This is a genomic window from Psychrobacter sp. NPDC078929 (genome assembly GCF_050267985.1).
Classification (GTDB): Bacteria; Pseudomonadota; Gammaproteobacteria; order Pseudomonadales; family Moraxellaceae; genus Psychrobacter.
Genome location: NZ_JBNNFX010000007.1, coordinates 119,461 through 132,699, shown reverse-complemented (window position 1 = coordinate 132,699; position 13,239 = coordinate 119,461). Strand labels below are relative to the sequence as shown.

General features: G+C 42.3%; 11 protein-coding genes. 5 read left to right on the top strand and 6 right to left on the bottom strand.

Translation table 11 applies throughout. The annotated features are described in order from the left end of the window. Nucleotides 1-105: 105 nt before the first annotated feature. The gene (erpA, locus tag ACQKCG_RS05985) at nt 106-486 is read right to left on the bottom strand and encodes an iron-sulfur cluster insertion protein ErpA (protein WP_057757666.1); all 381 of its coding nucleotides are present in this window, start codon (nt 484-486) and stop codon (nt 106-108) included. A gap of 929 nt (nt 487-1,415) precedes the next feature. Here erpA and ACQKCG_RS05980 point away from each other — a divergent pair. Beyond that, a complete protein-coding gene (locus ACQKCG_RS05980) occupies nt 1,416-3,437 on the top strand; it encodes an ATP-binding cassette domain-containing protein (protein ID WP_427585270.1) in 2,022 nt (673 codons plus the stop codon). Nucleotides 3,438-3,509: 72 nt separating this feature from the next. Here the strand turns inward: ACQKCG_RS05980 and ACQKCG_RS05975 are convergent, their stop codons facing one another. Beyond that, nucleotides 3,510-3,872 (bottom strand): septal ring lytic transglycosylase RlpA family protein, encoded by a 363-nt coding sequence (locus tag ACQKCG_RS05975; protein WP_134292236.1) that lies wholly within the window; start codon nt 3,870-3,872, stop codon nt 3,510-3,512. A gap of 499 nt (nt 3,873-4,371) precedes the next feature. On the opposite strand from ACQKCG_RS05975, the gene ACQKCG_RS05970 reads away from it, so the two are divergent. From ACQKCG_RS05970 to ACQKCG_RS05955, 4 genes are all read left to right on the top strand, one after another. After that, nucleotides 4,372-4,863, top strand: a complete 492-nt coding sequence (locus tag ACQKCG_RS05970) for a DUF3015 family protein (RefSeq protein ID WP_166739218.1) — start codon at nt 4,372-4,374, stop codon at nt 4,861-4,863. 158 nt (nt 4,864-5,021) lie between these two features. Next, nucleotides 5,022-7,046 (top strand): DUF4105 domain-containing protein, encoded by a 2,025-nt coding sequence (locus ACQKCG_RS05965; RefSeq protein WP_201556069.1) that lies wholly within the window; start codon nt 5,022-5,024, stop codon nt 7,044-7,046. A gap of 151 nt (nt 7,047-7,197) precedes the next feature. Then, complete coding sequence (locus ACQKCG_RS05960; protein ID WP_134292239.1) at nt 7,198-8,223, top strand: DnaJ C-terminal domain-containing protein; 1,026 nt, start codon at nt 7,198-7,200, stop codon at nt 8,221-8,223. Nucleotides 8,224-8,323: 100 nt separating this feature from the next. After that, nucleotides 8,324-8,647, top strand: a complete 324-nt coding sequence (locus ACQKCG_RS05955; protein ID WP_134292240.1) for a chaperone modulator CbpM — start codon at nt 8,324-8,326, stop codon at nt 8,645-8,647. An 81-nt stretch (nt 8,648-8,728) separates the two neighbouring features. On the opposite strand, the gene sstT is transcribed toward ACQKCG_RS05955, so the two are convergent. The 4 genes from sstT to ACQKCG_RS05935 form a co-directional block, all read right to left on the bottom strand. Beyond that, a complete protein-coding gene (sstT, locus tag ACQKCG_RS05950) occupies nt 8,729-9,931 on the bottom strand; it encodes a serine/threonine transporter SstT (protein WP_134292241.1) in 1,203 nt (400 codons plus the stop codon). A 294-nt stretch (nt 9,932-10,225) separates the two neighbouring features. Further along, the gene (locus tag ACQKCG_RS05945; RefSeq protein WP_134292242.1) at nt 10,226-10,717 is read right to left on the bottom strand and encodes a DNA polymerase III subunit chi; all 492 of its coding nucleotides are present in this window, start codon (nt 10,715-10,717) and stop codon (nt 10,226-10,228) included. Nucleotides 10,718-10,724: 7 nt separating this feature from the next. After that, the gene (locus tag ACQKCG_RS05940; protein ID WP_134292243.1) at nt 10,725-12,380 is read right to left on the bottom strand and encodes a leucyl aminopeptidase; all 1,656 of its coding nucleotides are present in this window, start codon (nt 12,378-12,380) and stop codon (nt 10,725-10,727) included. A gap of 225 nt (nt 12,381-12,605) precedes the next feature. Beyond that, nucleotides 12,606-13,223, bottom strand: a complete 618-nt coding sequence (locus ACQKCG_RS05935) for a cysteine hydrolase family protein (protein ID WP_134292244.1) — start codon at nt 13,221-13,223, stop codon at nt 12,606-12,608. Between the last annotated feature and the right edge of the window lie 16 nt (nt 13,224-13,239).

Genomic DNA, 13,239 nt, shown 5'->3' with positions numbered 1-13,239 from the left:
CTGAGAGATAGATGCTTTGTTCATTATGCCTACAAGCCATTTGACATAGTATTGGCACACTACCGCATTATCTTAATAACCATAGCGCGACCGCGTCTATTTAGCTTATATAGAGAATGACGAACCGCAGCCGCAAGTGGTCGTGGCATTTGGATTGGTCACGACAAAACGTGCCCCTTCCAGTCCTTCGGTGTAGTCAACGGTAGAGCCTTGCAAGTATTGATAGCTTAGCGAATCGACGACTAACGTCACATCACCATTATCAAAATTGGCATCGTCTTCGTTTAGATCGTTGGCAAAGTTAAACCCGTAAGAGAAACCAGAACAACCACCACCTGTCACATAAACACGTAACATAAGATCGCTATCACCTTCTTCTTCGCGTAGACGGCGTACTTTTTGTGCGGCACTATCGGTTAGGCTTAATACCGTAGGATCTACTGGCTGGCTTGAGCTTGGACTAAATTGGTTGGCTGATTCGTTCATATCTACCTCAGTTGCTAGGATCAAATGCGGTCGTCGTCCTGTTTGGGTTTGCAATAGGGTACTTGCAAATAAAGATACGCACGGCGTTTGATTTAATTGGGTGCTGTCATTATGGCAAAGCTATTGGTGCATTATAAGCTGTTTGTGCAATTTCAAAATAGTATTTGTGCCACTACAATATTTTATTGGCTCTATTGATAGTGGGCACTTATCTTTTAGCAGTATATCATAATGGGGGTGCTGATTCGTTTGTCAAGAGTGATGCAACTATTGAATTATTACTAATGAATAGCAGTTATCCATTTTTGATATTGTGTTTTTTAAAATAACTGCGTCAATGGGCTAAACCAATAACCAGACTAAAAAATAATAGCGTGTGACTAGGGCGTGTTGAACATTCAAATATTAGGGCTGCTGATCGCTAAAATTGCACCAAACTAGGCGCAAGCCGACGATAATGTCGAGACCTTAACTAGGCTTGTAACGACCTTTGGGGTGATTTTAGCATCAGCCTTTCAGGGCAGTACTCTTTTTTGCCAATACATGGCGAAATTGTTTAACCTAGAATGACTAGGCATCAAAAATTTCACGGCATATTGTCTAAAAAATAGTCACTGCCAGCACCACATTTGAATGTTCAACACGCCCTATATAAAACCCTACTTAATAATATTAGGCAGTCTTAAAGCTTATTAGTCATATTACGGTATTTTACGGCCATAACCTTTATAATAGTAACAACCATGTATGAGCTCAAGAGTCGCTTGTGCAACGTAAGGTGTTTAGCGTAATAAATACTTAGTTTTGAAATAGTTATTTAATTGTTTGCCTATGGGGCGAGCGTTTGAAATAATAGCCGCCAGCTGGCATACCCTATGTGTGTTTCTTATTGCCCTATATCTATATTATTGTTGAGATGAAGAAATTATATGATCGAATTTAAAGACGTTGGTGTTCGCCGTGATGGTCGTGAATTGTTTGCAGGTGCAAGCTTTCAGCTCCATCCAGGTCATAAAGTTGGACTGACGGGCAACAACGGCACAGGCAAATCTACCTTATTTGCGCTATTACTGACGCAGATGGGTACAGGCGATACAGAGGTCACCCTTGATAAAGGTGAAGTCAGTATTCCTGATAGCTGGCATGTGGCGCACATGGCGCAGGAAGTTGGTGCTACGACGCAGTCTGCAATTGATTATGTATTGAGCGGTGATGAGCAGTGGTATGAAATTAATGCTGCGCTAAACGATTTGAGCAGTGTCAGTGATGAGCAAATTGGTGTACTACACCAGCAGTTCGATGAAATCGACGGGTATCGTACGCCGACCAAAGCGGCACAAATTATGGCAGGTCTTGGTTTTAAGACTAGCCAGCATGAACTGCCAGTAGAAGGGTTTTCTGGTGGTTGGCGTATGCGCTTAAACCTCGCCAAAACCTTGATGAGCCGTGCTGATCTGATGTTACTCGATGAGCCAACCAACCATTTGGACTTGGACGCTATCTTATGGCTTGAGACATGGATCAATGCCTATATGGGTCTGGTCATTGTGATTTCTCATGACCAAGCGTTTTTGGATGCGACAGTCGGTCATATCCTGCATGTCGAGCAACAAAAAATCACCCTGTATACTGGTAACTATCAGCAGTTTATTCGTACCCGTCACGAACGTATGGCGCAGCAGCAGCAAGCGTTTGAGAAACAAGAAGCGACTAAGGCTCACTTAGATGACTTTATTCGTCGTTTCCGTGCTAAAGCCAGTAAAGCCAAGCAAGCACAGAGCCGTATTAAGCAGTTAGAGCGTATGGCAGAGCTATCACCAATGATGGCTGACAATCCGTTCTCGTTCCAGTTCTATGAGCCTGCAAACATGAGCTCACCGCTAATTGAGCTGACCAACGCAGATATTGGCTATAGTGAGACACCGCTTCTACACAATGCCAATGTACAGGTAACCCCTGACACCCGTCTTGGCTTATTGGGTATGAACGGCGCTGGTAAATCAACGCTGATTAAAGCATTAGTCGGTGAACTTGGCGTACTAACAGGGAAGTATCGTGTTTCGGATACCCTAAAGCTAGGCTATTTCAATCAGCATCAAATGGATATCCTAGATGCCAAAGCAACGCCTATAGAGATGCTACGTCGCCTAGCGGGCAAAACCTCTGATGCGATGCTACGTTCATTTTTGGGTAGCTTTGACTTCCGCGGTGAGCGCATTGATACACCAAGCGAGCTATTCTCTGGTGGTGAGCGTGCGCGTTTGACCTTGGCGTTGATTGTTTGGCAACGTCCAAATGTCCTTGTACTCGATGAGCCAACCAACCATTTAGACTTACAAATGCGTCAAGCATTGACGATTGCATTACAAGGTTTCAAAGGTGCAGTGGTACTGGTATCGCATGATCGAGAACTAGTTGCCAATGTCTGTGATGAGCTGTATCTGGTACATGATGGCATCATCGAAGAGTTCGATGGTGACATTGGCGACTACGGCAAGTGGCTAGCAGAGAAGCGTAAGCAAGAGAACGCATCAGATAAAAATACAGGTAAGAAAAAAAGCAAAAAAGAGAGTAAGAAGTTTGTTTCACGTGAAACAGATAATAGTCAAATAAATAATAAAGCATCTGATAATTCGTCAAACAGTAAAGCTGCGACGCCTGCACTTACTAAAGAAGAGCAGCGTAAGCTAGCCGCTGAACAACGTAAAATGACAGCACCTATCCGCCGCGAGATAGAGGAAACAGAAAAGACATTGGCTAAGATTGATAAGCAGCTCGTGACGCTTGAAGAAAAACTGGCTGATACAGAGCTGTACGAAGAGAGCCGTAAGTCTGACTTGCTTGTATTGCTCAATGAGCAAATGGCGCTACAGCAGCAGCATAGTGATAATGAAGAGAAGTTACTACTATCAATGACGACTTTAGAAGAGATGGAAGCTAAGTTCGCATAAAGCGTTCTAGATAGTTAGTGATATAAACAGACATAAAAAAGGGATGGCATAAGCCATCCCTTTTTTATTACATTATTCCTTACGATATTTGCCATCACCGTACGATAGTATTTCCATCGTGGTCGTACAAAGCTGACAGTTTATTTCACCAGCAGCGGCTTTTGATAAATCAAGGATACGACCTCTAATAAAAGGTCCTCTGTCCGTGATTTTTACAATGACGCTCTGCTTTGTCTTTTGATTGGTTACTTGTACCTTCGTGCCGAACGGTAACGTGCGATGTGCAGCGGTTAAAGAGTTCATGTTGAAGATACTACCACTCGCTGTGCGCTTGCCATGAAACTTACTACCGTAATAACTGGTATTGGCAGCGAAAACTGTGGTGCTAATTAGTAGCGATAAAGTGACAACCAAAGACTTGATTAAATAAGACATTTAATACCTTTAAGCAATTAATAAAATAGACAGATGCTCTTGCCTACGTTATCTATACTCCCTATGAGTATGAATAATAGGGGATTCTACAAGAGCTAGCTTGTCATATTATTACTGCCGTGTAAAAAACTCATGAGGTCAAATAGCTGTTTTTTAAGGAAAAATAGCTATTTTTTAGCAAAAATAATGATGACGTAGGTACTAAAATTAGTCTTATAAAGAGTGATTCTCATAAAGAAGCCGACAAAATACTGGAAAGCCAATAACGTAATATAAATAGGTAATATATAAAGACCAAATCTATCGATATAGCATAATTATCGTTATGAAAGCTCAAATAGTAATAGATAATATAATGTAAAAAAACCTTGCTATATTCTTACTATTTTGTAGAATGCATAAGGTTAAACATTATTCTAGAGTATCTATGAAATATACTCATAATAAGTTTGATTTTTGGTCAAATAATCTATTTTTTATCGTCTTTCGAGGAAGTTTTATGTTGAAAAAAATTGCGTTCGCTTCAGTTGTTGCGGCAATGATTCCATTTAGTACAGCGAATGCTGATCTTGGTTCTAGCTTTAAAACAGCTGATACTGGTCGTACTATCGAGCAAGTATATAAAGAATGTGGTCTTGGTGGCGCTTTGTTTGGTAATTCAAGCCCTATCCTTGCTATTATCTCTAACGTGACTTGGGATTTAGGTACAACAGCTGCTACCTCTGACTCTATGTCTCCTGCTACTTGCCAAGGTGGTAATGTTAGAGCAGCTGTTTTGATCAAAGAAGCCTTCCCAAGTGTGGAAAAAGACTTAGCTTCAGGCCAAGGTGCTCATTTATCTGCACTACAAAGCGTTGCTAACTGTGATTCAGCTGCTAGTGTACGCGCACAATATGGTCAATATACTCAGACTTCTGCCTATCGTACTGCTACGCAAGATCAAAATGCTGAGACGCTATTTAGCATCGTTAAGCAAAGCTGTGCTATCTAAATATTGAAAGTGCTAGGTATTAAGTTTTTAGTTTAATACTCAAACTTTTGATGATTTAATGATAAAAACACGTAAACCTAGTGCTTACGTGTTTTTTATTGCTCATGTATTTATGGTATCTAAATAAAATGCAAAAGATGTTTTTATGGGTGGCCTGTTTGGCTGCAACGACTATTTGCAATGCGGAAGTTGATGAAACGAATGCCTATGCTTCAGATCCAGTAATAGTAGATAACGAAAATAAGTTCTCTTCTAGTAATGATTCGGCTATCGCAGCAGACATGACTTTAAGTGATCGCGAGAACTTGTCAGATATTGAGCCAAGCGTACAACGACTCACTGAATCGCAGATACAAGAGCAAAACCGAAACTCTCAAAAAAATACCGCTATTGATCCCATAAAACTAAAATCATTGGCTAAGCACTCCCAATGGCAACATTTATTGTTTTATAAAAATGGCAAGGCTGAAGTCATCTCACCAGATTTTTATTTAACCAATCCTAAGCCTCGTTCGAAACGCAATTTTGATCCCTATGCAGAGCTTATAGCAACGATAGAGCAAGTAAATAATGAGGGCGTAGCTTGTAAGTATCCAGCCAGATATTTATGGCTTAATCATCATCTACCAGAGCTGAACGTCGATCTCAAAAACTGCTCAAAATTACCCGATGCGAATCAAGAAATAAGCCTGATCCTAGTAAGCAGCTATTTAAAAAACCCAGCTTCTTCATTTGGTCATGTACTGGTCAAAACCAACACGTCTATAGATAATATAAATAATACGAACAGTGATGTTAGAGAGCTATCTAGCGAGGACTTACTTAATAATTCATACAACTTCGGCGCTCGTATTCCAGAAAATGAGAACGGTGCAATGTACGCGCTAAAAGGACTATTTGGGTTTTATGATGCTGGGTTTTCAGAGACGGAATTTTTTAAACAAGACGCGGTATACTCCAAGAACGAGCAACGTGATATGTGGGAGTACGTGCTCAATCTAGATACCTTTGAAACGCAATTATTGAACTATCATTTGTACGAAGCGAAGTTCGCTCGCTTTGACTATTACTTCATCAAGCAAAATTGTGGTTATCGCTCAGGAGAGATACTTGAGCTGATAAGCGACATAAGAACGACTGAGCGAGTAGGTCCTTGGTATGCGCCAGACTATGTATTCGATCAGCTATTAGAACACGATAACGGCGCTGATTCATTAGTGTCTTCAGTACGCTATTTGCCCTCTGAACAAACGCAGCTGCGCGAGAAGTTTGTACAATTATCTAAGCCAATACAAGCCATCATAAACTCTGTCATTCGTACAGAAAGCACTGCCCCGCTTGCTACTTTAAACGCGGACGATAGGGCGGTTGCGCTTGATTTTCTGATCTTACATCGTACTTATAAAATCACCCAAGACAATACACTGAAGCAGCGAGCTTTCAAAAGCGAATTGCTCAGTCAGCGTTTTGCGCTACCAGCTAGCAATGGTTTGGCTCAGCTGACTGTACCGAACAAACCCTCTCCAGCATTGAGTAACAAAACCACGCAGACTACCGTCGTTTTATCTGACGAGAGGGCAGAAGTTGGTTTATCGTTATTTGTAAAAGACCCACTGAACGCTCATACAGATATTGATAAGCATTTTGAAGCCGTAAAAGTGTCACTGGGTTATAACTTTGATGAGTATCAATGGACATTGACGGATTTCGTATTTTTGGATATGCAGCAGATTGAAGATCTTAGACAACCGTTATCGGGCGAACCTAAACTGTCTTGGCAATTGAAAACAGGCGCTCGTACAGACATGTTTACTGGCAATCGGCATAGCCCTTACGCACAAGCTGGCGTTGGCGCAGGCGCTAAGTTTGGTAAACATATACTTGGCTATGGTATGGTCAATGCGACGGTCCATGATCAAGATAGACACGCAGATATCGGTATTGAGCTTGGCTTACGTATGAAACGTAATAACCAAAGTGCTGAATTGTCTTACGTAACTTCAAAGCGAGAAGGGCGCGCTGCTATTGATGTTGCCAAGTTGACATTACGCCAGCAGCTATCAAAGAATAACGATGCTAGGCTTATAATGACATATTCAGACACTGTGATGGCCGATAATAGCGTAGTGTTAGGTGATTCAGATACGATAGATGCTGCAGTCGCTTGGCATCACTACTGGTAATATTTATATAACGGTGTTTGTTGTAATTATTGCTATGATGATAAGTAGGCTACAAAAATTGCTATAGCAGAATCTAGTAGCCATTTATACCGTATCGTTTGAAATTGGCAGACTGATACCACTAATATGTTTTTATTTTGGGGAAAATAACATGGCAGAGAAAAACTACTATGACATTTTAGGGGTCAAAAAAGACGCCTCAGACGCTGATATCAAAAAAAAATACCGTAAGCTCGTTCGCCAGTATCATCCCGATGTCAGTGATCATCCAGATGCTGATAATAAAATTGCAGAAATAAACAACGCTTACGAAACGATCAGAGATAAAGAAAAGCGCGCTGAATATGACGCTATGCTCAATAATCCGTTCGCAGGTCAAAGTAGATCAAGTGGGTTTGGTGGTAGTGGGCAAACTGATGCGGGTCAAGGTGGTTTTCGCTGGGAAGATATCAAAGACCAGTTTGGTGACGGTGAGGCCTTTGGTGATGGTGGTTTTCGCTTCGATGATATTTTTTCAGCATTTGGTCGCGGCGCACGTGGGTCAGCTGGTGGGCAGACGGGTGGTCGCTCTCAAAGCAGCGGCTTTGATCAATTTGGTGGTGGCTTTGGGGCGCAAGATAGCAAAGGTCAGGATCAGCATGCCGAGATTACCGTTGATTTGTCTTCAGTCTATAGTGGCGACGACTACAGCATTAAGCTAAACGTCCCTGTTCGTCAGCCCAATGGTAATGTCGAATACGACAATAAAACTCTTAAGATAAAAATCCCTAAAGGTATCACTGACGGTAAGCAAATTCGTTTAGCAGGGCAAGGTGCTGCTGGTAGCAGTAATGGCAAAAATGGCGATTTGTTTTTGAAGGTTAAAATTCGTCATGATGCCAATATTCGTATAGAAGGCGCAGACGTTTATCAAACTGTGAATATTGCACCGTGGGAAGCGGCGTTGGGTGAAAAAATCAACGTCAGTACGCCAGCGGGTGCGCTTGGTGTGACCATTCCTAAAAACAGCAAGTCCGGTAGTAATTTACGTCTTAAAGGCAAGGGTATCCCTGCCAAGCAAGCAGGCGACTTGTATCTAACTTTAAATATTGTCAATCCTGATGTCAGTAGTGATGCGTCGATACAGGCTTATGAGCAGCTAAAACAAGCCTTTGCTGATACCAATATTAGTCGTTAAACAAGATTATGAATAACCGTTACTTATTACTGAAGTAATAAACGAATAGCAGAGATGAACACGATACCGATGAAATAAAGAGAAAACGAGGATAATAGCTATGAACCACTCGACTGAATTTACAGACATCATCATGAGCTTAGATGAACTGGTCTCTGCCTGTGGCCAAGAGCGCCAATGGGTCATCGAATTAATCGAAGAAAATATCATTGAGTATGATGTACCAGAGCGTGAGCAATTCACTGGTTATCAGCTGACGACAGTGCGCCGTGCATCACGACTGAGTCGTGACTTTGAAGCCAGCGTACCAGCAATTGGTTTGATACTTGAGCTGTTAGATGAGGTTGAGCAACTGCGCCAACTTAAACGTCAAATAGAACAGCAAACACCAGTCATCGAAGTCGACATAGATAACCTAAAGTAATCAAACAATCAAAATACCGCATAAAAAAAGGGCCCTTTAAAGGCCCTTTTTTTATGTCTATATAAAACACTTTAGCAGAAATTAACGCGAATACGTAGGATCCGCTGCTGCTGTAAATAATACATCAGTTGAAGAGTTCAAGGCAGTCTCAGCTGAATCCTGAATCACACCGATGATAAAGCCAATCGCAACCACTTGCATCGCGATATCATTTGGAATGCTAAATAAGCTAGCAGCGAGTGGAATCAATAGCAACGAACCACCAGCAACACCAGAAGCACCGCAAGCACTAATCGTAGCAACCAGACTGAGTAGCAGCGCTGATGCAAACGTCACTTCAATACCCAACGTATGAGCAGCAGCAAGCGTTAAGACATTAATCGTAATCGCAGCACCCGCCATGTTAATGGTGGCACCTAGTGGAATGGTCACCGAATAAGTGTCTTCATGCAGTCCAAGCTTACGGGCAAGGTTCATGTTGACTGGAATATTGGCCGCTGAACTGCGTGTAAAGAAGGCAGTAATTCCTGATTCGCGCAGACATCTGAACACGAGTGGATAAGGATTTTTGCCCGTTTTAATAAGGACGATAACTGGGTTGGCAACCAACGCAATGAATAACATACAGCTGATTAATACCATTAAGATACGCGCGTAGCCTGCCAAAGAAGCAAAGCCTGTCTCAGCAACCGTGCTAGCGACTAGGCCTAAGATACCAAATGGGGCTAAAGCAATAATCCATTTGACCACTTGTGAGATGGCATCAGCAAAATCGCCAACGACATTGCGAGCAGTATCACTGGCTTGGCGCAAGGCAAAACCAATAATAATTGCCCATGCTAAGATACCAATATAGTTGGCTTCGGCGATTGCATTGATCGGGTTGGCGACCAAGTTCATGAGCAAGTTCGTCAAGACTTCTTTTAAGTCGGCAGGTGGTACTTGCGCGATATCGGCGTTGATCAAGACCAGCTCTGTTGGGAATAAAAAGCTGGCACCGACTGCTGTTAGCGCTGCCAAAAAAGTGCCAAACATGTACATAATAAGCACCGGCTTTACGTAGACTTCATTGCCACTGCGATGTTGACTAATGGCTGCCATAACCAGAATAAATACTAGGATGGGAGCGACTGCTTTTAGTGCGCCGACAAATAGTGTACCGAGCAACCCTATGGCGGTGCCGATACTTGGCGCTAGCCAACCAATCAATACCCCTAACACCAAACCAATAATAATAAGCGGCACCAGCCCTATACGCTGATACATCGCAATTAATGAACGCATCTGTACACCCTCAAGTCCGTTAAAAGTAAGTGAATTGTCACAACAGAAAATTTATCGAAGAATGGTAGCATTTTTTGACATATTCGCATACCGCTCATAGCAGTAGCTGTTGCGTGCAAACAGAGGGATAGTAGAGTTATACAACTAGTATAAAAAGAATGCAGCACTTATAGGCAAGGGCTAGCTACTCAGAATACCTCATTTATAAGAAAGTAAAAGCAGCGATATAGGCAGTGATATATAAGGTAGGAAGAGATTTCGCTGTAAAGGATAAGGGGAAAATAAACAGTAGAGCTACACCTTAAAGTGGGTCAGATCGTAACCTAATTGCTGGTAGGCTTTATATTTATTGCGACCTTCTTGGGTACTTGTAGCATCAGGTCGGATCAACTCAAGGACTCGGGAGGGTTTTGAATTATTAGTAGCGGCCATAAAATCGTTGACGGGACGTGTCGTCGTATTGAGCACGATACCATTAAAATCTGCTGGCATATGATTGCCTAGTAGTACAGGCGCTAATGATTTATGAGTAGCGATGTTGCTATCATCAGTACTTTTATCATTAGTACTTTTATGGTCATTATCAGAAAGACATTGATGCGGTATAAAACTCGTAGAATCTTGTGCCCAAAGTGCCGTATCTAGATTTGCTAGTAATGTCTCGTCTTCAATTAAAATCAGCAAAGACTGAGCGCTTTTGTTAAGCGCCGTCTGAGTCAGCTGACAAATAAAGCCCAAGAAATCTTGGGCCTTACTTTCACTTAATACATAAAAACTAATTTTCATAAATGGATTAAGCCATCTCTGCGCTGTTTTTTAAATATTGCATAAACAATGGCACAGGACGACCAGTGGCTGCTTTGTCTTTACCTGAGTTCCATGCAGTACCAGCAATGTCTAAATGCGCCCATGCTTGACCTTCTTCAATGAAACGCGATAAGAAGCAGGCGGCAGTTACGGCACCAGCACCTTTACCACCAATGTTTTGCATATCGGCGATTGGTGAATCAATCTGAGCTTGATACTCATCATCTAAAGGCATATGCCAAATTAGGTCACCTGATAGGTTGCTAGCATTTTCTAAATCAAACAGGACATCTTCATCATTACTAAATACAGCTGAACGCACATGGCCTAGTGCAACCACACAAGCACCAGTCAAGGTGGCAACATCGATGATGGCTTTTGGCTGATAGCGCTGCACGTAGCACAAGGTATCTGCTAGTACTAAACGACCTTCAGCATCAGTATTTAAGATTTCGACTGATTTACCATTCATCGCTTTGACGATATCGCCTGGACGTGTTGCATCACCTGATGGCATGTTTTCAGCACAGGCTAGCGCACCAACGACGTTGATTGGTAGACGAGCTTCGCACAACGCTTTGATTGTACCAAGTACTGACGCCGAACCACCCATGTCAAACTTCATCTCATCCATCGCCGCACCTGGCTTGATTGAGATACCGCCTGAATCAAAGGTTACGCCTTTACCGACTAATACGATAGGTGCGTCGTCATTGGTCGCTTGTGCATGGTCATTGCTATTTTTGCTTGCATTTTTAGCTGACTTTTTGGTTGGTAGTTTATCGGCCAATGCCTTTAGACCACTCACTTTTGCGTTGCTAGTGGTTTGCTCGGTAGTGCCTGCATCTGAACTAAATTCTGATTTGCCACGGTATTCCATGAGTACCAGCTTACCTTCTTTAGTGGAGCCTTGCGCAACGGCCAAGAAGCAATGCATACCTAGCGCTGACATCTCGTCTTCACCTAGTACTTTCACGGTTAATAGGTCAGGGTAAGTTTTTGCAAGCTCTTGAGCTTGTTCAGCCATATAAGCTGGGAAGCAGATATTACCAGGCTCATTGGCCACATCACGAGTGAGGCTCTGACCAGCAAATACTGACTGAGCAAATGCTAGCGCAGGCTGTAGTGACTCATCAGCTAACAGATAAACATCAGTCAATACAGGAGTCGCTTGCTCAGACTTATACTTGTCAAAACGGTAGCTAGCTGCCAGTAGATTAAGGGCAAATTGACCAAAGTGATTTTCTTCCAGTGCATCACCCAATGCGATAGTGATAGAAGACACACGCTTTTGTGTGCTGCTATAGATAGTGTTGGCGATTTTTTGCAGTACGGTGTTGTTGAACTTATCAGTGTTACCTACACCGACCAACAGCAGTTGTACAGGGTTTTGCTTAGTGGTTTTTTTATCACCTGCCAGCGCATAGTCAGCAACAGTCTCACAGGTAGTGCCCTTGAAGTGAGATACTTCAATCAGCTGCTCAATACGAGTGGTATATTCGGTCAGCACAGATTCAGCAAGAATGTTTTTCTTGTCATCGACCAATACAACCAGACAAGCATCGTCTTTACTTTTGGCTTCTTTTTTCAGGATTTTTTGCGTATGGGTCTTTGGTAAATGCTGAGATAATTTGATATTCATATAGTTATCCTTATTAGAGTTATGAAAATTGCAGGATTTAAATGACTGCTTATACCTGTCAGATTATTAAATTATTTGGTCTGTTGAGCAATCACAGTAGTGTAGCATATTGCGATAATCGTGCGCAGTTAGCAAGTCTTGGGTAATACGTTTGAATTATTATGCTGTACTAACTTACGCTATGGTTTAACGGTTACATTATCATTCTCCGATGATGCCAACATACTAGCCATTGACCAATTCATCGGTCGTTACCATCGCGGCAAATCTGTCTTGTAGTGCGGCCATGGCAGTATCATGCATGATTTCAGCGCTTATCGGCTCTCTTGTAGCGCTAGGTAAGTCGCGAGTGGCACAGGCATCGTGACAGACAAAACTATCGAAACCTAAATCAAATGCGGCGCGGACGCTTGAGCTGACGCACATATGACTCATAAAACCTGCAAAAATAATCTGCTTTTTTTCTGTTGCTGAGATCAATGATTGTAATTGCGTATCATAAAAGGCATTCGGATGCTTTTTGGCAATCACTGTTTCGCCATCTTGCGGCTGCAATTGCTCGACTATCTCAACGTTAGCTGATAAAGGATCAAAGACATTGCCATTCTCTGCACCATGATGGGTAATGTGAAAGATAGGTAAATCTTGCTGACGCGCTTTATCGAGTACTAGGCGTGCATTGGCGATGGCTTTTGCCCCAGCGTCCCCTAATAGCATAGCGCCATCGACATATTCATTCTGATAATCAATAAGAACGAGCGCACAATTTGACCAGTCAAGCGCATCGAATGTGCCGCCAGCGAGTTCAAGTAGGGTAGAGGGTGTAGAGGTCGTTTTATTCATTAATATTATTCTCCGT